Annotated in this window: 20 protein-coding genes and 1 pseudogene; 11 read left to right on the top strand and 10 right to left on the bottom strand. The window is 52.9% G+C overall.

Annotated elements, in window-relative coordinates; genetic code table 11:
• Positions 1-28: 28 nt before the first annotated feature.
• Together D8U69_RS14275 and D8U69_RS14270 are read right to left on the bottom strand one after the other, a co-directional pair.
• The gene (locus D8U69_RS14275; RefSeq protein WP_130907562.1) at positions 29-1,933 is read right to left on the bottom strand and encodes a UvrD-helicase domain-containing protein; all 1,905 of its coding nucleotides are present in this window, start codon (positions 1,931-1,933) and stop codon (positions 29-31) included.
• On the bottom strand, positions 1,930-4,257 hold the full coding sequence (locus D8U69_RS14270) for an ATP-dependent endonuclease (RefSeq protein WP_130907561.1): 2,328 nt from the start codon (positions 4,255-4,257) through the stop codon (positions 1,930-1,932). The genes D8U69_RS14275 and D8U69_RS14270 overlap by 4 nt, the downstream gene beginning before the upstream one ends.
• A 371-nt stretch (positions 4,258-4,628) precedes the next feature.
• Between D8U69_RS14270 and D8U69_RS14265 the strand changes: the two genes are divergently transcribed.
• The gene (locus D8U69_RS14265; protein WP_153189006.1) at positions 4,629-5,543 is read left to right on the top strand and encodes a hypothetical protein; all 915 of its coding nucleotides are present in this window, start codon (positions 4,629-4,631) and stop codon (positions 5,541-5,543) included.
• Positions 5,544-5,708: 165 nt separating this feature from the next.
• Here D8U69_RS14265 and D8U69_RS14260 read toward each other — a convergent pair whose 3' ends face one another.
• On the bottom strand, positions 5,709-6,581 hold the full coding sequence (locus D8U69_RS14260) for a DNA-binding protein (protein WP_130907559.1): 873 nt from the start codon (positions 6,579-6,581) through the stop codon (positions 5,709-5,711).
• Positions 6,582-6,659: 78 nt separating this feature from the next.
• On the opposite strand from D8U69_RS14260, the gene D8U69_RS14255 reads away from it, so the two are divergent.
• Positions 6,660-7,808 carry a tyrosine-type recombinase/integrase gene (locus D8U69_RS14255; RefSeq protein ID WP_130907558.1) on the top strand — a complete coding sequence of 383 codons (1,149 nt, stop codon included), beginning with the start codon at positions 6,660-6,662 and terminating at the stop codon, positions 7,806-7,808.
• 21 nt (positions 7,809-7,829) lie between these two features.
• Here the strand turns inward: D8U69_RS14255 and D8U69_RS14250 are convergent, their stop codons facing one another.
• A complete protein-coding gene (locus tag D8U69_RS14250) occupies positions 7,830-8,132 on the bottom strand; it encodes a helix-turn-helix transcriptional regulator (protein ID WP_130907557.1) in 303 nt (100 codons plus the stop codon).
• 194 nt (positions 8,133-8,326) lie between these two features.
• On the opposite strand from D8U69_RS14250, the gene D8U69_RS14245 reads away from it, so the two are divergent.
• Positions 8,327-8,659 carry a hypothetical protein gene (locus D8U69_RS14245; protein WP_130907556.1) on the top strand — a complete coding sequence of 111 codons (333 nt, stop codon included), beginning with the start codon at positions 8,327-8,329 and terminating at the stop codon, positions 8,657-8,659.
• A gap of 279 nt (positions 8,660-8,938) precedes the next feature.
• Here D8U69_RS14245 and D8U69_RS14240 read toward each other — a convergent pair whose 3' ends face one another.
• From D8U69_RS14240 to D8U69_RS14230, 3 genes are read right to left on the bottom strand one after another with little or no spacing between them, the layout of a single operon-like run.
• Complete coding sequence (locus tag D8U69_RS14240; RefSeq protein ID WP_130907555.1) at positions 8,939-10,009, bottom strand: hypothetical protein; 1,071 nt, start codon at positions 10,007-10,009, stop codon at positions 8,939-8,941.
• Positions 10,006-10,866 (bottom strand): TniB family NTP-binding protein, encoded by an 861-nt coding sequence (locus D8U69_RS14235; protein WP_130907554.1) that lies wholly within the window; start codon positions 10,864-10,866, stop codon positions 10,006-10,008. The genes D8U69_RS14240 and D8U69_RS14235 overlap by 4 nt, the downstream gene beginning before the upstream one ends.
• 25 nt (positions 10,867-10,891) lie before the next feature.
• The gene (locus D8U69_RS14230) at positions 10,892-12,718 is read right to left on the bottom strand and encodes a Mu transposase C-terminal domain-containing protein (RefSeq protein ID WP_130907553.1); all 1,827 of its coding nucleotides are present in this window, start codon (positions 12,716-12,718) and stop codon (positions 10,892-10,894) included.
• A gap of 558 nt (positions 12,719-13,276) precedes the next feature.
• Between D8U69_RS14230 and D8U69_RS14225 the strand changes: the two genes are divergently transcribed.
• On the top strand, positions 13,277-14,233 hold the full coding sequence (locus D8U69_RS14225) for a hypothetical protein (protein WP_130907552.1): 957 nt from the start codon (positions 13,277-13,279) through the stop codon (positions 14,231-14,233).
• A 69-nt stretch (positions 14,234-14,302) separates the two neighbouring features.
• Here D8U69_RS14225 and D8U69_RS14220 read toward each other — a convergent pair whose 3' ends face one another.
• Positions 14,303-14,914, bottom strand: coding sequence for a hypothetical protein (locus tag D8U69_RS14220; protein WP_130907551.1), 612 nt, complete (start codon positions 14,912-14,914; stop codon positions 14,303-14,305).
• Positions 14,911-16,359: an ATP-binding protein gene (locus D8U69_RS14215; RefSeq protein ID WP_130907550.1), complete on the bottom strand. Its 1,449-nt coding sequence runs from the start codon at positions 16,357-16,359 to the stop codon at positions 14,911-14,913. The genes D8U69_RS14220 and D8U69_RS14215 overlap by 4 nt, the downstream gene beginning before the upstream one ends.
• A gap of 328 nt (positions 16,360-16,687) precedes the next feature.
• Here D8U69_RS14215 and D8U69_RS29490 point away from each other — a divergent pair, with 328 nt between their 5' ends.
• The 7 genes and pseudogenes from D8U69_RS29490 (at position 16,688) to D8U69_RS14185 (ending at position 21,857) form a co-directional block, all read left to right on the top strand.
• Positions 16,688-17,092: a hypothetical protein gene (locus tag D8U69_RS29490; RefSeq protein WP_206663066.1), complete on the top strand. Its 405-nt coding sequence runs from the start codon at positions 16,688-16,690 to the stop codon at positions 17,090-17,092.
• Positions 17,093-17,193: 101 nt separating this feature from the next.
• Positions 17,194-18,414 (top strand): hypothetical protein, encoded by a 1,221-nt coding sequence (locus D8U69_RS14210; RefSeq protein WP_177434567.1) that lies wholly within the window; start codon positions 17,194-17,196, stop codon positions 18,412-18,414.
• An 88-nt stretch (positions 18,415-18,502) separates the two neighbouring features.
• Positions 18,503-18,751: pseudogene (locus D8U69_RS14205) on the top strand (integrase core domain-containing protein); the annotation flags it as partial.
• 272 nt (positions 18,752-19,023) lie between these two features.
• The gene (locus D8U69_RS14200; RefSeq protein WP_130907549.1) at positions 19,024-19,344 is read left to right on the top strand and encodes a hypothetical protein; all 321 of its coding nucleotides are present in this window, start codon (positions 19,024-19,026) and stop codon (positions 19,342-19,344) included.
• Positions 19,344-20,636, top strand: coding sequence for a hypothetical protein (locus D8U69_RS14195; RefSeq protein WP_130907548.1), 1,293 nt, complete (start codon positions 19,344-19,346; stop codon positions 20,634-20,636). Before D8U69_RS14200 ends, D8U69_RS14195 begins: the two co-directional genes overlap by 1 nt.
• A 496-nt stretch (positions 20,637-21,132) precedes the next feature.
• Positions 21,133-21,549, top strand: a complete 417-nt coding sequence (locus D8U69_RS14190) for a hypothetical protein (RefSeq protein ID WP_130907547.1) — start codon at positions 21,133-21,135, stop codon at positions 21,547-21,549.
• Entirely contained in the window at positions 21,504-21,857 is a 354-nt protein-coding gene (locus tag D8U69_RS14185) for a hypothetical protein (RefSeq protein ID WP_130907546.1), read from the top strand. Before D8U69_RS14190 ends, D8U69_RS14185 begins: the two co-directional genes overlap by 46 nt.
• A gap of 175 nt (positions 21,858-22,032) precedes the next feature.
• Here the strand turns inward: D8U69_RS14185 and D8U69_RS14180 are convergent, their stop codons facing one another.
• On the bottom strand, positions 22,033-22,221 hold the full coding sequence (locus D8U69_RS14180; RefSeq protein WP_130907545.1) for a hypothetical protein: 189 nt from the start codon (positions 22,219-22,221) through the stop codon (positions 22,033-22,035).
• Positions 22,222-22,397 lie beyond the last annotated feature (176 nt).

The following is a 22,397-nucleotide window of genomic DNA, read 5'->3' as shown; positions in this document are numbered from 1 at the left end:
GTAAACCGCGCGTAGCAAGCGCCCAGGGTCAAACCAAGTCAGCCTCCAAAGTTTGCTCATCCACAATGTCATCTGGCTGGAATATTCCTGTCGCCGTGATTTTTTCCCGAGCATCTTCGATGTCATGCACGAACATGACTACAGCGAGATCCTGAGTAGCGCGAGAACAGCACACGTAAAAAAGTCGTCGAGTGCGCGCCATGACGCTGTCATTTCCTTCTGCGATATTCTCTAGATCTCTTTCTGAAAGCCCGGCAATGCCGAAGTACTTTTCATAGGAGAACAGCTTCTGTCCCTGCCCCTCTTCATCGTCTATTAGCACTAGAACGCGCTCGAACTCTGCACCTTTCACACCTTGCTGGGTAGCAAAAGGAGAAAGGTCCTCAAGGTAGTGATGATAGCCAACCAGCTCACCGACCCCACAACCTAAAAAGGCTAACACCGCTGGCGTCTCAGGATCGTCATCGTCATCGTCATCGGCGAAATCTGCCTCCAGGTACTTGGTCCATGCTTCATCCAATTGCAGCAACCTCTCGCCCAGCGAGTAAACAAGAACATCCCGTAGCGTTGCGTCACTCGAAAAAATGAGCCGGGCCAGTTCCGTGGTGCTTCCTTGCAGCGCCCGCAACACCGCTACGGGATCGGCACCAGATAGAGTCATAGGCTCCAATAAAGGACACTGCGAACGCAGGAGATTCATCACATCCAGTTTCCGCCCCTCTGAAATAGCCATTGCCAAGGGAAGTAGGTAATTCAGGAATGGTCGCAGCGGCCATGAGGACCCGTCCTTGAGGCCATCTTTGATCGAAGACGGTGCTTTGTTGTCATTCAAAGCCGAGTAGAGATTCGGGAAGCCTAGCCTGGCAGCCGCCATCCTATGCACGACAACCAGCACCCGGACATCCGCCGCAGGGTCATCACTCATCCAGTGATCGTCATTGTTAATCCGCCGGTTCCACTCCCGAACCTTGGCCAGCTTCGAACTGCGATGTTCATCCGCTTTCAGCAGGAATATCCGTGCTGATCCTGCGACCGAGACATGGTGGCCATCAATCCATTTCATCCTTCCCCGTGTCTGTGACAGACCATCACCGGGCTCCCGGATCGCATTCACTACGTCGAGCACTCGCTGTGGACATCTGAAATTTTCAGGCTTGGTGATTTGCTGCCAACCTGCGGCCGCTTCAATACCACCAACACCCTCAAGGTAGATTTTCTGCATCGGATCACCAAAGAATCCGAGGCAAAACTCGACCGGAGTCGTTTCTGCAATCCTGCGAAACGCTGACACCACATCCGGCCGAGTATCTTGGCTTTCATCGATGAAAAGGACCGGGTATTTACTGGCGATGACGTCCCGTAGCAACTGGCTCCGTTCGATTAGCTCAACAGCAGCCACAATCACATCAACGTGGCCTAACACACCTCTGCCAAAATCGCTCCCGGCACTGTAGGTAAAGTGCGTTAAATCCCCTACGGTCTCAAGATGTCGTCGGTAACGCGCAATTTCCCGCACGAGACGCTCACGAGTTGCTGCCTGTGTTCTGGGCTTGTCATAGTGCTGCTGTGCACCATCGATTTTCTCTTGAATCCGCGCGGTAACCCAAGCCTTCAGGTCGACTTGGAATGGACGTATCACAGTCCAAAGAAAGCTGTGGATCGTCGAAACGTGAAATAGTGGATCGTTTCCTACATCGCCCCAGATTTCCTTGACGGCGACGTCAGTGTAGGTAATGCAGGCGACTCTCTGACCACGCGTGTTGAGCCCAATCCTTCGTGTCTGACCAAGGTGCGCAAGTGCCTTCACCAGTGACGTGGTCTTACCCGACCCAGCGCCGGCAACCATTATGAAGCTGCGTTGGGGGCGCTCGTCCAAGCACGCCCTTAAATCAATATCCGCCTGAGTGTCTGGTTGGCCTATACGTGCAGTCATACCTCCTCCCCTTCGTGAGGTTCATGAGCTGCTTGCGCTGCGAGCAACGGCGGGGCTACCTGGTCTTCCAACCACTTAAGACCTTCCGAGATATATGCCGGCACCATCCACGAGGATGGCTCTTGCGCGAGAAGGCCGAGAGCGAAATCAGTTTTGCGAAAACTTGAGCTTTTGACCTTACGGTACAAGCGTTCCGCCATTTGCTCGATGTCCAGATTGTTGCGACCTTTAACACGTAAACCGAGATCCTTTCGATCCAGGTGTTGTGTCCAGGTCAAATTTTGCAGTGCGAACGCTTCCTCCAACGTTCTGCCTGTTCTCGACTGTGTGACCTCACGCCATGTCACTTCAACGGGAGTTTGGTAAGCAACACGCACAAGGGCTCCGTTGTTTTCCCCGCGAAGCTGAATGCGCTGATCCACAGTCGCAGCCAGCAGTTCATTGATCGTAGTCTGCCCCGGTAGCCACTTGATCAGAGTCTGATTGGAAGTAAGGGCTCCAGCTTCGTGAACCATGCAGGCTGAGCGCCCTGTGCGCATGGCTTCGGCTTCATCGTCGTCATCAGGATCTGCGTCCGCGGAATCCTCATCAATAGGCAGTTCAGCACCTGCTGGCAGCTCACGGACCGCTGGAGGGTAGACGCTGTCAATATCGGTCACGATCAGCGAAGTGAGACCCAGAAACTCAATCAACTCTTTAAATCGATAGCCAAACGCACCACCCACCTCCAATACGCTCAAATAGTTTGACTGAAGCCTTCGTGCGGCTTTAGCGATCATCTGCGGCATCAATAGCCGTTCAACGTTCCCCTCAACCAAAATAGCTGCATCGGCGAAGAACAGGTCGCAATGAGTCAGCCTGAGATAACGCTCGAGGAAATCCCTGGTGCGGTCGTTTGGGTCTTCAGGATTAGCAGCTGCCTGGTAGAAGGCGGCCATGCTGAGCACTTGAGATTCCTGGACGCCAATATCTGCGGCACGCCGGAAATATCGAATCGGCGTAAAGCCTCGCTCGTACAGCACGTGCGGTGAATGCGTCGAGACGACAAGCTGGCTGGTGCAATACGGCTCGTCTTCTTCAGGTACGGCGAGAATATCGAGCACCTTCCGTATGAAGACCTGTTGTAGCTGCGCGTGAAGATGGGCTTCTGGCTCTTCGATAAAGATCAGATGCAGAGGTGGACGGCTGTCCTCGATGTCCAGCCACCTACCGTGTACATCAAGCAACTCTACAACCATGTAAATCAGGTTTTTGAAGCCGAGCCCGTTGTACCTGTCCGGCAAGGTTGCCGTAATCTCTGCCGCTCCAACCGCGCCTAGTGCATAGTGGACACGTGCTCCCTCATGGCTGCTGAGAATGGTTGCGGGGTTCAGAGCAGTTCTGATCAATAGCCTTGGGTTGTTCACTCCGGGATAGCCCAGATCAGCCAGTCGCTCCAAAGTGGGACCGAAGACTCGCTCCAGATGGTCATTCAGCAAACTTTCGGACTGATAAAGCGCTCGCTGAGCATCGTAATCCTCACCGCGTTTTTCAAGATTCCGTTCATAGAAGCGGCTCAAACAGCGGGATAGATCTTCGGATCGTGACCCACCGTTGGAGTCGGAAAGATGACGCTGGGCATGCAAACAATCCACCTTAACCAGGCTCGCCAGCACATCTTTGCCACCGCGACCTTTGTCGGGAGCCATGCGCAGGGGGTCGTATCCATCGCGCTGGCTAAAATCGGAGTCAAATCCGGCGAAATCGAGAACGTAGTAGCGCAGTTCGAAGTCCCGCCGCAGCCTGTCAGCCGCGGTATCGGAGATGAAGTCGCAGAGATTACGTGGCCGCGGGTTGTACTCCCTTTGAGCAACGGCGGCTTCCAGCATTGCCTGTGCCGCAATGTTTGCACCTGGCTGCGCCTGAGCGCGCCGTGCGCTGGCACGCGCTTCCTGAAAATTGTTTCGTAGAAGAGGTGCATCTATCGCTGCGAGCTCAACGCGGATGCCAACTCGACTACCTTGCCACTCCAGGCTAGGCAGCAAATCGACCACGCGATGCAAATCAGCAGGGTTCACACTGAACCAGATGTCGATAGAGATGGTAGGTAGTTCAGCCTCCTCAGTTCCCTCTCCGAACGCGTTGATGGCATCCCAGCATTCTGAGCTGAAGTCATGAAGGGTGAAACGATCTTTGGAAGCGGAGGTGAATAGCTGCAAAGCATGCGCTGCTGAAGTTTTGCCGCTGTTGTTGGCTCCGACGAAGATGGAGATGTCGGCCGCCAGATCGATGCGAGTGTCCTTAAGACGACGGAAATTCCGAATCCAAACAGTCTCGATATGCATATTACTTCGCTCCCTGAAAAAATTGATGCGGAAGACTTACTAGCTGTGATCAGTTTTTGCCAGCAGATTTCGTCCGAAATCGCCAAAGTGCTTAATTGCACTGACTTAACCGGCTATTTGCATCCGACTTGACCATCCGTTTGCATTCGTCCTGACTAGTCATTTGCACGGTATTTGACCAATGCATTTGGTGGTCGTGACCGGCAGATTTCGACTCATAGCACCCTGGGGCGACAGGCAGAAAACGACCCATAAGGGACGCTCGGACCTGTCTATGAAACGAGGGGTTTCTATGAAGAAATACAATTCCGTTCTGCTGCAGGTATTCTATGGCTGGAATTATTCCTGCCGGACGCAGAGGGACGCAGACCATGGGACGCCCGGAACGAACACGGTTCCAACTCAGGAAAATCGGATTTTCTGAGGCCAACGCCATCTTCATAGTGGATTGCCTGGGTGAGGGGGACTTACAGACGGGCCGCAGTCGGCTGCAGGGAATGCACGACCTACTGCTTGAAATGGACCCGGACAAGTACGACTACTTTCGCGATTTCGCCCGTCATTTCGAAGCATCAAACGCTCAGCAATTCGATGAGAGTCTTGGAGAGATTGTCCGGCTTTGCCGCATTGGTATCCGGCCTATCCTGTTCATAGATGGGCATGGACATCCGGAAAAAGGTCTTCGCCTCCCTTCGGGAGATCATGTGTCATGGCTGGACCTGCTTTGCTATTGCCGGAAGATTATTCAAACGTCAGCTGGTGAGTTGACCGTGATAGTTGCCGCCTGCCATTCCATGAAGGCCATCAAGCACCTAGGTGAGGAAGACCGCCTACCGTTTGCCTTCTACTACGGCTACCCATCAACTGTTTCGGCCGGTGCCATTGCCGATGATACAAAGGTGATCTACCAAAGCCTGCTGCGCGATGGCGGGGAAACGGCAATGAAGGCAGATTTAAGGCTGCAGATATTCTCGGAATACGAACACGTCGAGACGCATCTAGCAACAGCTCTATTGATGGCGAGTGAGCCAAGCATCCTAGCTGGCCTGATGCCTGGGCTATCGAGGAGCAATGTTTCCCGCATGTTCGAACAAACAGCTCTCAGTCAGGGGCTGCGGTTGGCGGGGAAAAGAAAGGAGTTGAACTCAATCCTGAATTCTGGTCATCTCGCGGTCGAATTGGTGAGTAAACGAATGCATGACACCCGCAGGCTACAAATGATTATCGAGGACATCCACCGGTTTATTGCCGGTGGTGCCGATATTCAGTCAACGTCAACAGACTGAGGAAAGCGACATAGAATTGATACGCACGTTGCTACATCTTGAATCGCCCCTAGTTTTGTAGACGTTGAGCGACTGCTCTTGGCCGACTCCAGCCCTTAATGGGGAGCGTACAACCTACTGAATCGACTTGCGCCGTATCTACGCGCGCGGATACCGACGTTACCTTCAGGAATTGGACATTGTCGCCGCGGGTTTTCGGGATCTTGGCTTACGCTTGGTCACGGGAACCTGGCGTAGCTGCGTCAATTGCTGTTCCAGCGTATCGGCACGAGCCTGCTGTGCCGCGGCACGCTGCTGGGATTGACTGAGCTCGGTTTGGATCGACTCCAATCGCTGCTGCAACTGCTCGACATGCCGTCCGGCCTCTTTGAAGTGGGCAGTCAAGGCCTTACCCTCCTCCCGCGCGCGATCGACCTCGCGGTGCGCACGATCCTCCACCCCGCGCACGTAGCTCTCTTGCGCGACGCGCGCCTGCTCGGCCTTGAGCCGCGCCTCCTGCAGATCCTGTTGTAGTGTCTGGAGGTGCTGCTGCGCCGCGCTACGCTCGTGCAGCAAACCTTCACGCTGCTGCTGCAAGTCCTCGATCTGCGTCTGGCGCTGCGCCAACAACAGTTCCAGATCCGCCAGCCGCGTCTCGGCGGCCTGGCGTCCGGCCACAGCCTCCGCCTTCTGCTGGCGAAACTGTGCCGCGTCTCGGCGCGCCTGGTCCTCCACAGCCGCTACTCGTTCGCGCTCGGCATCCAGCACTTGTCGGTGCTCGACCAAGCCCTGTTCGACTAAGCCTTGCGCCAGGTGAATTGCCTGTTGCCACACGCTGACAAAGGCCTGCGACACCTCCGCCGGCAATGCGGGCAGTCGCGTTTCGCCATTCAGACGTTCAGCCAGGCGCCCCCACCATTGATCAAGCAGTCCGCCGACCCGCGCCGGACTACCACGGCCCAGCTCGAGGCGCACCCGTTCCACCGTCGGCCGTTCGCCACGCGCCAGCACGGCATCCGCGGCAGCAAACACGTCGTGTTCCGGTACTCCTACCGCCATGGCCCACCTCCAGCTATATTAGGTCTGATAATAAAAGATTATCCGACGTTATTTTCTAATTAATGGAATTATCATACGTTGAACGTATTAAATATTACAGACCAATTACCCTTGGTCGACGAAGCCCCGCTTGACCTGCTTGTTCTGGCGAGCAACGCTCAGGCCGCCGCGTCAGCGTTCCTCGCCGCCGGCACCGCGGCCAACACCGTACGCAGCTACCGCAGCGCCCTCGCCTACTGGTCGGCCTGGCTGCAGCTGCGTTACGGCCAGGCGCTGGGCGATGCGCCGCTACCGATCACGGTCGCCGTGCAGTTTGTCCTCGATCACCTGGCCCGGCCGTTGGCCGACGGCGGTTGGGTCCACCTGTTGCCACCGTCAATCGACGCCGCACTGGTCACCTCCCGGGTCAAGGCCAAGCTGGGGCCGCTGGCGTTCAACACGGTCAGCCACCGTCTGGCGGTACTCGGCAAATGGCACCGGCTCCAGGAGTGGGACAGTCCATGCGAGGCGCCGGCGCTGAAGACCCTGCTCCGTGACGCGCGCAAGGCGCAGTCACGCCAGGGCGTGAACGTGTGCAAGAAAACCGCGATCGTGCGCGAGCCGTTGCAGTCGCTGCTCGCCACCTGCGACGACGGCGTGCGTGGCATTCGCGACCGCGCCCTGCTCCTGCTGGCCTGGAGCGGTGGCGGTCGCCGTCGCTCGGAAGTGGTCGGCCTGCAAGTCGGTGATGTGCGCCAACTGGATGCCGACACCTGGCTGTACGCCCTGGGCACGACCAAGACCGATACCGGCGGCGTGCGCCGGGAGAAGCCGCTGCGCGGCCCGGCCGCAGCCGCGCTGGCGGCCTGGCTGGCGGCGGCACCGGCCGATTCCGGTCCGCTGTTTCGCCGCCTGTATAAAGGCAACAAGGTTGGTAGTACGGGATTGTCAGCCGATCAGGTGGCACGCATCGTTCAGCGTCGTGCCAAGCTGGCCGGGCTGGAGGGGGATTGGGCGGCGCACAGCTTGCGCTCGGGGTTTGTCACCGAAGCCGGGCGCCAGGGCGTGCCGCTCGGTGAAGTGATGGCCATGACTGAACACCGCAGCGTGACCACGGTGATGGGTTACTTCCAGGCGGGTTCGTTGCTCAGCAGCCGTGCCACGTCATTGCTGGTGAATAGCGAAGCGCTCACGCAAGGCGGTCAGCCGAAGGCTGAAACTACCGAAACCGACTTAGGCGAAGAATGACACTCCTGGTATTCGTCTATATTACCGGGCGGATGCTTTGTTCCGCGCACGCTTCCGGGTCGGCTTTGCCAATAACGAGCACTTCAATGCCTCCAGCGTCTGGTCTGGCTCAAGGGCCAGGAAGCTTTCAGCGATCAACGTCAGCGGATGAATCTGCAGAACAGAGGCCAGCTCCACCACCTTCTCGAGCGTGGGGCATTTCTTTCCCCGCTCCAGGGTGCTGAGGTAAGTTCGGCGGCTCACGTCGGAAAAATCTTCTTGGGTCAACTTACGCTCCAGCCGTCGCGCCTTTAACGCCGTCCCAAAGGCCTGTTTCAGTTCCATTTGCATTACTCACAAAAGGAACGATGAAGCCTTTTTGAATACTTTAGAGCTACAATCTATAGGGTTCGTTTTATGAGGGCGTCGCGATGTTTTTTACTCAGCCAGGTGCAGAGCTCCATCCACCTCTACCCTTTGATCTCAAAATTAAACGATGGGCAGTGGTCGAACAGGACCTAGAAAATCCCTGGTTTCATGTGAGCATCAGGATGACGGAAGAAGACATCGAGTTCGGTCGCACCCTGCTGGTCTCCGACGTGGAGTACCTGGAGAGAGTACTCAATGAAGTCTCGCCGTTCGGCTCGGTGTGTTCGGTAATGGTCATGACCCCGCCCCGCATGAATGCTTCGGCACACTGGCGCATGGAGCACGTGTTGGCCATCAACACTGTGCCAGATGAACGCTCAGGACCGCCCCACGTTCGCCTGATCGTGGAGCATGGGAAGACCTACGACCTGCTTCGTGGCAAGACTGTCGAGAAGACAGGTGCAATATCACAATGCATCTATTCAGCCCCGAAGCTGGGATAGCTCCACATTGCATAACACTGATAAGGCACCCTGAAGCGCCCTCCTCACCAATTTGGCCTGATCAATTGCATAGGGGTGGTGCTGGACGATAACTCACAAAACAACGCTTTTAACCCGGCTCCAGCAGGCTTCGATAACGAAACGCCCAACGAAAGGTGCGGAGCAGCATTTGTGCTATGTGCCCGCGAGGGATGTAAGTTCACCTCATAGCAATTCGCCGCGACAGCATCCGCACGATCAAGCTACCGCAGAATACGCCAGCGATTGCTTGCAAGACTGTCACGAGTCGCCGTATAGGCGATCCCCGAACAGGGCACGAAACCCCGGTCCCGCGCCGTGTCGCACTTCAAACCAGGCGCGAAGTCCCCAATAACTGCCGTCCAACAAATTCCGATAAACTTGCTCGGGACTGTCAGGGAGATTATGACCAAGCTCTCGGCAACTCTGTACCATCTGCGCCCACCAGTAGTTTGAATTTTTCAGCTTCAAAACATAGCAAGTCACACCCATCGCAATCAACCGTATCCATGCAGATGAGTATCTATCCGACTGTTCTAAAAACTCATCCACACCAATGTCTGTCCATTTGATTTTTCCGTATTTTATCAATCCAAAGTTCTGCGAAAGTACATGCCCGATGGGGAAGGCGTCGCAAAATTCGGTGGTGGGGCGCATAGCCAACCTCATGAGATCCTGTATAACTGGCAAACAGCCGAACTTAACGCTTTCACCGCTCAAATGGTTCGTCACCAATTGTTGCAACGCGAGTGCCAAGTTGCTTATAGCCAACTTAAAAGTCATTATTGGTTTCGCTGCGCCAGGTATTAGCGTTGCGCGATGCCTGGCAGACAGTGGTAGTTCGCCGTGTCTAGCATTAAAAAACAGATACTGGTCAATTGACGTGCGTTTTAAGGCGTCAGCAAAAGCATCACCGAATTTATTGCCCATAGTTTCAAAGGCATAAGCAGTGTTCGGAATATCCACCATGCGCACTCCGTGGCGCAGACAAATTACGCACCAATAATGCTCCCAGTCAGACCGCCAGTAACATTCATGCAGGGTCTGCATGTCGCGCACTAAGCAATGGGGGCAGTAACTGGTTCTGCTGTAAAACGGGACAATTGGCCAGAACGACTCGTACTGATTACGATATAATTCGGCCGGCATCAGTAAATAACTTCGTAATTTATCTGGTTCCAGCTCATAAAGTTTGGCTCCACTAGCACACCGTTCAAATGCGGATTCAACGATTTTCTTAATGGCTCGAATTTGTATTTGGGAAAAACTTTTGCTGTTCAGTTGCCGAAATATCCACGACAGCATTGATTCATTGCGGTATAGATTACTCATGATTTCACCAAGGGAGGTATGGCGCCCCATCCGAGCTTTAACATTTTAAGATTAACAGCCTCTACCCCCTCAACGATCGACCAGATAGCCGCCCGCTGAATCAGTTTGATGATTCCGTCAGTAATTCCGTTGGTGCACTCTAAAATAAACTTAAGCTCTTTTCGCGCAGCCAAGTTCGATTGGTTTTTGAGTGGGAGAGTTGCCTGAACTCCGGATAGCCACGATCTAAGCTCTGCATTTTCCTGCCAGCGGGTTAATGTGAAATTCTCGAATCGGCGCTGCAGTTGCTTATCCGATGCCAGAGCATTGGCTGCCCGGTCATTACCCAGCGCTATTACCGAGATATGAAAAGGACTGCCACCTAACGCCCGTAAAAGCGCCAAATTTTTACTGACATCTGGACGGGTAGCCAAAGTCAGGTTGTTTATCTCATCAATGACGATGGCGCGAATATTAAGCGCCCTTATCGCTCCTAGCATCAGTTCGTCGGTGATGTTGTTCTCAGAGAACTGCATGCCCGCCGTCAGCGCTGAAAACAACAGCATTTTGAATTTTTTGTACTCGACGTCTGCGCGAAGTTTTAATATGACTACACAAGGTTCATTGACACCCTCTTTCAGACCAAAATGACGACCCAATCGATCGACCATGGCGGTCTTGCCCATTCCAGACTCACCTGAAACCAATAAACACAACGCTTGATTTTTGGGGGGCATTTTTAAAACAGTTTCTACCGCGTTGCGAATGTTGTTCCACTGTTCATGGGGCACCCATACATCTTCGTACACCGCGATCGTACGATCGGCGTCCGACACTGACATCAACCCTCTGCGGTACTCAGCAATATGGTCATGCATCGCTTATCTCCAAAAAACGAACGAGTTATTCTTCTGGCTCATAAGGTATAATTGGTTGGGTATAATCGAGACTTTTTTTGGGGCGCTGGGTTTGCTTTTGCTTTTCCAGCATCTGTTCAATGGCCAGGCCAGTTGACAGCTTTGATGTCTCAACGACTTTCCTGAGCCTTTTAGTTGCGTTGGCAGCACTGTTGACCAGTTCTCGATTAGCCAGAATTTTTTCGAATATTTCCGCTTCGTTCTTCGGCGGACGCTTGCCTTTCTCGCGTATAAGCTTAAGTTCTTGTAGCGTAATATCCGGCAAGCCCACATCTGAATAGGGAGCCTGCATGTATCGACCCTCGCCATCACGGACCCACACTTGCCGTAGCGACAGGGGGTTGTATTTAACGACAAACTTTATTTTACTGCCTACTAGCGGTTTGAAGTCGTCAGACCAATACCAAATCTTGTTCAGCACAAGCCCAGAACGGGAAATGGCACGAGTTTCTTCCGGAAGAAAATCAACAAAAAACTCGAAGGCATCGCTGAGTAATGGCGGATGGCTCAACCCGCCGGTAGAGTCCGTATAAGATTCAAGCCACTTCTCATGCGGGCTCATGCCCAACATACGATGCTCCTCCAAGTGATAAATATTGATCGCACGCGCGAACCAAACGTTAAATTCCGAAAATGTCAGGGCCGCTTCCTTTTCGCTGTCGTAGTCACCTCGCATCACCACGTTAGACAAGGTCGCGCCTGGTAAATACTTTACATAGCCCATCTGAAACGTTCCGTTTAGGCGTTCTATATGCCCTCCCCAATGCGGAGTTCTGACTCGCCTAAAGCGCAAATCAATACGGTGTTTTTTTGCCGCATAATGAAAACACTTAGCCTTAAACTCTTTGGCGTTATCCATACCTATGGCCTTGGGTTTTCCATAATAAGGAAAAGCGATATCGTCCACACCAAGACTTTTAAGCCATTCACGCTTGGGCATCACCGCGTGCATAATGGCCATGGCGACACTCACCGAACTAGGGGCATGAATAGACAAATAATAACCCATAACCACTCTTGTATGGACGTCGATAATCAGCGTCACCCAGGGACGGCACAAAGCCCTTCTAGTCTGCTCATCAACGATAATACAATCGATGACCGTATGATCCATCTGCCAATATTCGAGTGGTTCTTTAAGTTTAATTTGTTTGGGTCTGCCATCATATTTATCAGCTGCGGCTTTTTTACCTAATTTTAGGCGCGTTAGGTCTTTTGCGGATCTTTTACTGTTGATTCTCTTTCCGATAGTATTAATGCAGGGCACCGGAAGATTGGCGGCTTGACACATTCCCTTTACTAACGTGTGTACTTTTTTTCTATCAGCCCCTGGCCCATTCCATTCAGTTTCAATACAGCTACTGATGATTGACTCTACGGCCGGACTGAGTCTGCGTGTGCCCCTCTTCTGCCCTCGTCTGTAACGCATCAGCGACCCCGGACCAGCATTAACGTCGTAATCAGCGACTAAACGGTAGCAATAGGGCTGACTTAGACCCAAGCGCCGGCTCACCCTTATTACTACCTCCTTTAGGCTGCCTTCTTCTGTAATGCACTGGCTAATCACGTCAAACCTTCGTTTTGCCTCACTCATCTCTGCGGACAGCTCTGATTCATCTCGTCCAATTTCTTTTTTATTAATCTCAGAGATGATAGAAGCATGCGAAATAGATTGCAGATCGGCGATTTCGACGATCAGGTAAGCTCTGTTCGTTATGTCGTAAATCTGGACTTTATCGATTGAGACAGAACGTGCGTATTCACAAATTCTCCCTTCGTATAGAACCTTCTCGCGGCTGATTATTTTCTCCATCGTCCCACCTCGACAAGCATCAGATACGACAGACAGCAATATAGGCGAGTTTTCCGATATCGCTCGCAAGATGTACTATCGTAGATCGTGACAACGGTACGCTGTCAACTAGTGCGTTTAACGCACCTATAATGCAGAAGAACTACTCACTTTTCATTGGTTTACCCTGTCGGCTATCCACCGGCAAACAAAAATTTACACTTCGCCTTTGACGGCCAGAGTATGATTTTGTGTTGGTCGCACTATTGAATGAGAGCACCTATTCATCACTTGTCGGCTTCACCCATCGTTTTTTCCTGCGCTAAATGACTACCACAACTGCTGATAGAAACGACTTTTTATGGTTCCGGCCGCCGGATCCCAGAAGACCAATGAGCACCGTTTTAACAAAAACCATCCCGTCGATGTAATTTCCTACTTGTCAGCGATTTGGGTCTTAATCAATATTCCAGTGTGATGACCGTGCAGATCAGAAGCCGGGGTATTCTCAGAGACCGTGACTTATCTAGCGCATTCAATATATTCGCTTCGCACTACCAAATAAGAGGTCTGTAAACCATGCCTACACAGTCTCCAAGCGCGCAACTCAAGAGCACTCGTCAATGGGTGCATGATTACGCGGCGCGTCTGCTCGCGCATGGGGAAGAGGTGCGTCAGTCGGCCATTCGTGAGTTGATAGCCGCCGAACATGGCATCACCGCATCACCCAATTTGGTTACCGATGAGATCAAGAAATTTTGGGCCAAGGCCGGTCCGACACTAAGTGCACGTCTACGCCGCCCTGGTATCCCCGACGATGTGTGTGAAAGCTTCGATAACATCTGGGGCATTGCCCTGAATGCCGCCCTCGCCGGGCACGAGGCCGAGCGGTTGCAACTCCAACAGCAGGTGGATTTGGCGCTCACATCGGCCTTTACAGCCCAAGCCAATGAACAGGCCGCCATTGATAGGTTCGATGGCCAAACTAGAGAAGTGGAAGGCCTTAGGTCGGACAAGACCTCTCTTTTGGAACGATTACAAGCAAATGACACCGAACGCAAAAATCTGACATCTAGACTTAAGGAGATCAGTGATCAAACAGCGGCACAGTACGCAGTGCACATGCAGGAACAGCAAAGGCTGCAAGGGGTCATCGACAGATTACAACACCAACTGACTGACCTGAGAACTAGTTCGCAGCGGGAGTTGACAGCGTTCGCGGAAAGTCACCAGAACGAACTGGTCAAGACGCAAGACTTCTTGATGCGAGAAACGGCCAGGGTTCGCGATGAAGAGAGGAGCAAAACCGAGAAGCTAACCAAAGAGCTAGAGCGGGAGCGGAATGAGAAAGATCAGTTGCAGCACATGCGATCGAAAGCCAGCGATGAGGCGTCGCAACTCCGCGGCCGCCTTGAGGCTACTGATCGCAACCTGGACAAACTGGAACTGCAAAACGCCCAACTCAGCGAGCAGAATAAAAAGTTGCAGGAAGCGCTGCTCGAACGCCTCAGTGTCGAAATAACGCCCGATCAGTAGGAAAAAAGCTGACGACCATCGGCAACAAATTATGACTCCTTGGAAGCAGACGCATTGATATGTGGCCCGTTAGATTGCTTGCACCGCGCTAGTCACGAGCACCTCGTCTTCAGCAGACAAGCTTTCTTTCCACCGTTTAAATATGACCTCTTTTGCTCGCTCCTCGGTGATCCCAGTAGTGTCGAGTTTTAGCTTATTGATCGTCCAGCGCCCCTTCTCACTCAGTCCCTTAATCAACACTGGCAGTTCATTTTTGTCGTTATCGAATGCAATGTGGCACTTCACCCTATCTAGATAGGGGTGCACTAGGAGAAACTTACATTTCTCGTAGTCAGCATCCAGGATAGCAATTGTAGGGGTATCCGATTTGTTCTCAAACCCATTGCAATATTCGCACGCGAGAACAACGTTGATTGGCAGGAACGTCCACACTGGATGAAGCGCTTTAGGTGCGATGTGATCTCTGTGGATGGTTCTACGACCTTCTCGGCCTAATGGCAATCTACACCATGCGCAAGCATTCGCTTGAATGGCTATTCCCTGAGCCAGAATCTCGTCGCGAAACTGTTTGACAGGCTTTGATTTACCTTTCCAGAGTATAGGCCGCTTATTTAGCGGATAAGCATCGAGCTTTTTCATTACATCTGCAGGAATGGTTGCACAACGCGCAAGCCGGATCATGATCTACCCTCGATGTCACCACTGATGACATCATAGATCCTATCCAGAATGACATTCATGGCGATGTTGTCAGGTGCGCACACCCTTTGAAGCCTGCCGAATATTGCCTCCAGTCGTTGCTTATCTGCATTTTCGTTCATGGATATGATGCGTAGTGCCTCGCGCAGGTCATTTTCGACGTAAAAATTCCCCGATGTCGCTACACCGAATGCACGATATAGAATATTTTCAGGCGATCGTCCGTACACATCACCATCAAAGAACTCGAAATCCCACTTGTCTGCATCATTACGCTTATTGGACAACACTAGAGAGGAGTTACCGTCATCAACGTCCGCTACCATGAAATGCGAGTGCGTAGCGATCAGCACATGGACGCCTACGACCGCTTCCAGGCAGGCTTTAAGGGTTGGGATGTACCTCTGCTGCCAGTCTGGATGCAGACTCAATTCGGGTTCGTCAATTACCACGAGTGAGTTGCTTTCGACCTCTGCCAACAGACGCGTATGCGTACCAATGATCTGTTGCTCGCCAGAACTGAGTTCGGAGAACTGAAAAACTCCGCCAGCGCCGGTCGTTTTGTGAAAGTAGAGTTCCACAGAACTGAACGCCTTCAGTCGCCGTGCTATCTCGTAACCTTCACGCCAGACTTTTAAATTCGACTGCGCGATGTCATATATGTCCAAAGCAAACACGCTGCCGTTCGATAATTCCCTTTTCAGGCGCTTGAAAAACTCGAATGCAACCTTTGCGCCGGCGATTACCGAGTTACTTATCGTTCCAGTTGGCTGCCTGTAAATAATAGCTTCTTCGAACGTTTCAAAGTCATCAGAGAGCATGCTATCAGAATGAGGTGTGATGACTAAGGCTAATTCTGCTTTATATCCTGCCAGATTCAACCAACGCTCCAGATTTTCTTTGAAATCTGGCTTTTCGAGTCCTCGAAGAAGCCCCATAATCACCTTCGCCTCCAGCGCACCAGTTGTCGTCAGGTTGGTAGCTTGACGCAGACCAAGGTATTTATAGAACGAATTCGCACTTTCACGTTTGAACCGGAACTTGTCCGTGGGGAGATGTGCGACCGCTGCGAGCTGCGTCGGTAATGGAAGCGCTCTAACGCTGGGAACAGCTTGACCATTGACATGAAATTTCAACGCAGCCTCTTTCCGCACCACCTGACACTCAACGCCGTCTATCTGATATCTGATGAAGCATGTCTGCGACGTGGTTCGGCGCAGCACTCGACTATTCTTGCTTTTAGATTTCAGTGACGCCAAATAATCGAACTCCTCGACTATTCGACTGAGTGCTATACTCTTTCCCGAGCCATTTGGGCCGATGATAACTGAAACTACAGTTTCCGATGCATTGGGTTTCTCGTTGAAGAAATTGATTTTCAAGTCATCATCGAAGTATTCGAGAAGAGTAAAACCTTTCCTTTGCATTCTCTATTCCATCTGCCTACTAAACTCTGTGGCGTTTCGCGTGACACCACCCGGATTTCAGGGCGGGATCATAGTGCCACCATATCGCTTCCTGCAATCTCAGGCTTGCCGTGAGGAGGCAAGTAGGTTGCGCCTGCCTGAGTTGAGGAGCTTATGCTAGCCGTGAGCTCCATAGTCACATTGCGAAACTTCATCACTACCCTGCTTTGGTTTCTGGGTTGATCCTACCTTTCTGACAGCCGCTGAGAAGAAGCGACTCGAAATTCAGTCTCCATCGGAAATATCGGTGACGCCCGCCCCGCTTATGCTCAGCTGCAAAAAGTGCAAGGTGATCGATTTTTACGACCCCCGGTGGCCGGAGGATCAAACCCTTTCAAAAATGGAAGCTCGCATTCATCACCGGGCTGGAAGGAGCTATATCCAATGCAAGCGCCAGGAATGTCCTGGAGAAATGATCCAGATTCCTTATCTGGCGGTTCATCGATGTGGTTATGCCAGCCCGATTTACGTCCATCATTCTGCTCGGCGTTCCCAAAACATCGGATACAGGGATGCAGGTTCGTTTATCCATTCATCCTTCTTCGATGTAGACACCAATGAGAAGCTCGCCGGCTCACTGCAGGACAACTGCACCGCCTGCCAGGATCGGTTTCAGCAGGAGATCAACAAGCGAGGGACACCACTACCAGCGGGGAATCCTTTTACGCACAAAGCACACAGTACATCGCTTTAAGCGAAGAGCGCGGCAAGCTCATTGCCAGGTTGCTGCAGTGTTTGCAAGGAGGCCAAAGTGCCGCGGGTGGGGCCGCGCAAGACATCGCCCAGGGAATCGCGTTGGCTTTAGTGCACAAAATACCAGGGCGGGAGCTCGAGCAGAAACTAACACTCCTGCTGTCCGCGAGTGTTGGAAATCCCGGGGAGCAGGCCGCGTTGCGGGCGACCCTTGCCAAGAAACTTGAGAGTATTTCCAAGTTCACCGAGCTTGCTAAAACTAATGAATCCATTGCAGACCTGCTGAACTCTGCGGAAGAAGAGGTGGCTGCAATTGAAGCGCAGTTGGCCAGTGCATCAGGGTGTTTCAAGGACGCCCGCGATCTGATTCCTGACGAAAACACATTGATAAATTTGATCCAGCTTCGTCGCTCCCTGGAAGCTGTTTTTCTGCCACACGACGTCAATGGAATCTCAATTGAGAAGAAGATTTTTGGGACGACGGATACCGCGCACCGGGACGTGCTGATTGAGCAATGGGAGAACGTCAAGAACCGATACGGGATAGAGACAATCTCTCACATCCCGGACTTGCGCGTTGTCCTGGCGACGTTGGGATACTCGCGTGAAAAGAGCAGTCCATCGGTTACCGAAAATGAACCTCAAGTGGTGCTCAACGCGTTCGCCGACCGAGTAGACGAAGCCATGAAGGGAAAAACCTCGGTGTATGCGATGTCCGCCAAGACGGAGGCTCTCTGGATTCGACTGGATCCTTGCAAGGTTTTGCAATGGTGCATTGAGTCGGCCCATCTCGAAGCACCTAGCGAAGATGTGCTTGCTGACAGATCCAAAAGTCATGGTTATCTATTGAGTCACTATCCAGCACTCTCCATGCACCCAGGAATGGTCACCAAAGCAACTTCGACGGAACAACCGGCGGAGGGGGCACCGTTCCACTTGCTGCATTCAATCAGCCACTCGATGATGCTCACAGCCCGTAGTCATACGGGGTATGACTCCAAGAGTATCCAGGAATACCTATTACCGATGGACTTGTCGGTCATCCTGTACGTGTCGTCAATTCAGAACTACACGGCGGGTGGTTTGCTGACCCTGTTTCAGCATTACCTCCAGCCTTGGTTCGACGACGCCAGCTTGTTCGCTTTCAACTGTGCCTTTGATCCCGTGTGTTCGGATGTCGGTAGTTCCTGCAGCGGGTGCGTACAGGTGGAGATCGGTTGCGAGACATTCAATCAGGGATTGTCTCGTGGGTACATTCACGGGGGCCCTGTAAACCGGGACGCGACACTGGTCATAAAAAGGGGCTACTGGGACGTCCATTGAGGGCGCTTCAAACAGGATCAGAGGCAGTACAAGGAGGTGCAGGCTATTGGCCTGAAGTGTAGTGGTCTAATGAAACCGGACACCCATTTACCGTATGCGCCAAAGCATGAGCCGTCGTGGAAACTGTTGGGATAATGCGCCGATGGAGCGCGTGTTTCGCAGCTTGAAAACTGAATGGATACCGACCGTGGGCTACATGACGGCTCAAGAAGCGCACCGAGACATCAGCCATTACCTGATGCATCGGTACAACTGGATTCGACCGCACCAGTTCAACAATGGGCTGGCCCCAGCTCAGGCCGAGAAAAAACTTAACGTCGTGTCCGGGATTAGTTGACCACTACACTTCGACCCTGGCTGCTTGTCAGGACTGGCTGTCACCGGTCGATAATAACGCTATCTGACAGTCCCAGTTAACATACTAATGAGCAGGTTAGCGCACGCTTGTGGCGAGAGCAGACGTAATCGCGTGATCATATCTGGCGAAAAAGTGAGTTTGAAAGACCAAAGCACACCCGCTGCGAAACAATGCCAGAATGCTATCATTCACACCTCCCCTTAGACCCTCATCGAAGGGTGGGCCACCGTAATTAATATCAGGAAAGTGCTATGGCTAGTGGACTGCGCTCCATTGAAGTCTGGGATATCGAAACGACCGAAACAGTAACGCGCAACGCCCTCCCATCACTGGGGCGACCTAAAATCAATACTACCGAAGTTGACTTGGAAATCCTGAGTGAAAACCTCAAGACGGTGCTATCACGGTTCCAGGCAATGCTGGACGAACAGCCGGTAGCGAAATCGGGTTATTGCGTCGATGAGATTGAGGTGTCGCTCGGGGTCAATGCTAAAGGCAGCATTGCGCTGATTGGCAAGCTCGAGGCCGGCATGCAAGCCGGTATTAAGGTGAAGTTCAAGCGAGCCCAGTAATGACGCCGAAAGACTACGTCGCATCCATGAAGGCAAACGCGAGCCGCCGCGTCTACACGGAGATTGATATCCCTTCTGCTGTTGCCACTTCTTGGCAGACTGTCGAACTAAAACTGTCCGATCTGCTCGAAGAGCTTAACGAGAAGGATTGGGCAGAGTTTCTAGTCAGCTACTTGAAACCCCGGCTTCATCCTGTACTGATTTCGCTATTGGAATCCGACACTGTCGCGATAGGCACAATCGACAGTCCTCTCCCTGATGCCACCATCACCAGTCTGGAAAACGGCTATGCCATCCTTTTCAGTACGGGCATGAGAGAGTTCGTGTACCGATTGGCACGGATCATCGCGACTCGCTTCTCGATCGCCGACCAAAGCGTTGAAGTTGAGTTGCACGAAACTGCCAGGCTGGTAGCAGAAGTGTTCTGGTGGTTCCAGGAAACAAACGTTGCCCATGGTGCCGACTATGCGATCAACGAAGCCCAAAAGCAGGTAGCAAACAACCTGGCCATGGAGGCTCAGGCGTTTCTGCTCTGTCATGAGATCGGACATATTGCTTCGGACACACCTGGCATGCTGGAAGAACTATCGAATGACCTGCAGGGGGTGGACCGTGTAGAACACCTCGACGAGTTTATCGCGGATTTTTTTGGAACTATGTTTGTGTTGGGGACGAGAGAAGATGACCAATCTTCAGCCGACGCCATCGCACTGCAATTCAGATACGCCGGCATAGAGTTCGTGCTGCAGATCTACCAATGCCTTGAAAAAATCGGGATGGATTTCAGCGACAGCCATCCCCCAGCGGCCGAGCGTTTGGCTTTCATCCGCAACGCTATTCGCCGCCGTTGTGCCGATGACGAGTCTTGGCTTGGATTATCGACAATTGCCGGTGGCATCGAAGGCATCTTCGACAATATTTTGGCAATCCTCGATTCTCCGCAAGAACATGCGCAGTATTATGAGCGCAAGGCTGCAGCGCTGCTCGAGGACCTTAATAGCGCACTGGATGAGTGTTCGGGAGGAATGGTGCCCGATTACATGTCTTTTCATCCGTTAGCCGGGAAGATCTTTGCCAGAGGCTATCCGGAGTTTGTCATTGAACGCGTAGCGCAAGTGGCTGCAGATTTTTTTGCCGACGTGTATACCGAGGATCAAGAGGACGTTGGGGATAGTTCGGAACAGTGGATCCGTCTTCAGCAATTCAAGCTGCTACTGTCATTTGTCCAGGAAATGCGTGAGGGCGCCGTGAAAGAGCGTTTTATGGCGGCGCTTGGCTGGCCGGAGGAATGAGCGGTACAGACGTGAAATCGCGTTTCTCCTGCTGCCGAAGCCCGCAAGCGCGGGCAATGAGTGCGACAAGGAGCCCTTGGATGACGGGATTATGTCGAGACAACCACTACATCCCAAAGCTTTATCTTAATAACTGGGCGAGCGCTGGCAATGCCCTGACCTATCGCCTGCTGGTGCCGCGCGACAGCTATCCGCTGTGGCAACCAAGCCATCGCGTTCCACCAACATCTGTACACCTACACTCTTGGCGGGCAGCTTACCGATGAGTTCGAGCGATGGCTGGATATGCATTTCGAGTCCCCGGCTGCAGCCGCGATTGAGCGTGTGGTTCAAGAGCAGCGTCTTACGTCCGAGGACTGGCGGCGCCTGATCCGTTAGCCCTGTGCCAGGATGTATGCACCCCTGCTCGGATGAGACAGTTCCTGGAACGCCAACTGAAGATACTCATCGCCCAGAGGCAATCAACCGGTGGTTGAGCGCTGCAGCCGAGAGTTCTATGGATATTCGTCGCCGCCTGCATTTCGCCGAAGGTTTCTATGTGGCCTTGCGCGAGGCGCTGTTCCATCGCGATCCTAGCCGTACTACGCAGCTTTGGCAGCATCTTCATCGAGACATGACAACCCGTTTCCAGTGTGTTGGAGAGGCATCAGAACTGACGCATATGCTGTTTCGCGTGCCCTGCTCCGCTCCCGTTGAGCACCTGCTTGACGGATTACTGGATATAAGAGCAACCCACACCGATCTTACTCTGCTGGACATCAGCATCTGCGCGCATGCCTACGACCGACAGACTTGGTTGATGAACGTGATTGAACGGTGGAAAGTGAGCTATCGTCCATTCCAACCTTTCCCTGAGAGCACATTGCCATGGCTGTCTGCACCCTGTTTGAAGGCACTATTCCCGTTACGCTGAAGCAAATCGCCAACGGCATCATGACGGCGGATTCTGCAGCAAAGCTGGTCGGTACGGGCGGCCAGGTGGCATACCTGGAGTTGACCAACAACACGATCCACGCTTCGCCGGTCAGTGTGAGGTTCTATGAAACCGGTCCGGACGGAGAAAAAGACCTTTGTGTATCCACGATGCTGATGACACCCGGGATAGGTACGAAGCGCGTTTTCAAGCAGACGGTATTCGGCAGTACCATTGCATGGCGCTGTGAGGTATCCACGGCGGCTGACGTAGATGTTGCGCATGTGCTGTGCAGGCTGTTTGCCTGACCCCTCAGGAAGCCTGCGACATGGCAATGATCTGAGGCCCCCCTCCGGTTCGAGGATCGGGGCGCCGTCGATCTCGTCGGTCTTCCAGTGTCGTCGTTGTCGGGAAGTCTCGGGCCGGTGAAGATGCTCAGGCGGGTGGTCTCGTCCAGGTCCCGCCGAACTCCGGCATCCAGGCCTATTTCCTGATCAGTCCGATGGGTGGCGACACCGAGATGATCCGCGCCTGGGCCTCGTGCAGCGAGCGCAACGACGCTTCGGTAGCCGCTGAGTCCACGGGTGCCGGATCGACGCCGAAGAACCAGCCCAGGTCCAACGTACTGTTGAAACCGTCAGGAACGGTGCCTGCCTTCCTTGAGGCCAACATTGCAATCTCCAACCAGAACTCCTGGTCCGAATGGTCGCTGAAGGTCGCTGACCCGACTGTAAGTACCAGGCCTTTCGCGGCATTGAGATTCAAGGGAGGTACAGGCAAAGAGGCGTTCAGGGTGTGTGTGTCTGGCCATTGACATCCACCACCCACTGGCTGAGTTTAACGACCTT

The sequence above is a fragment of the Pseudomonas sp. Sample_16 genome (assembly GCF_004307665.1).
GTDB lineage: Bacteria > Pseudomonadota > Gammaproteobacteria > Pseudomonadales > Pseudomonadaceae > Aquipseudomonas.
Note: the sequence above shows the minus strand (reverse complement) of the source record. Positions and strands in the feature narration are given on the sequence as shown.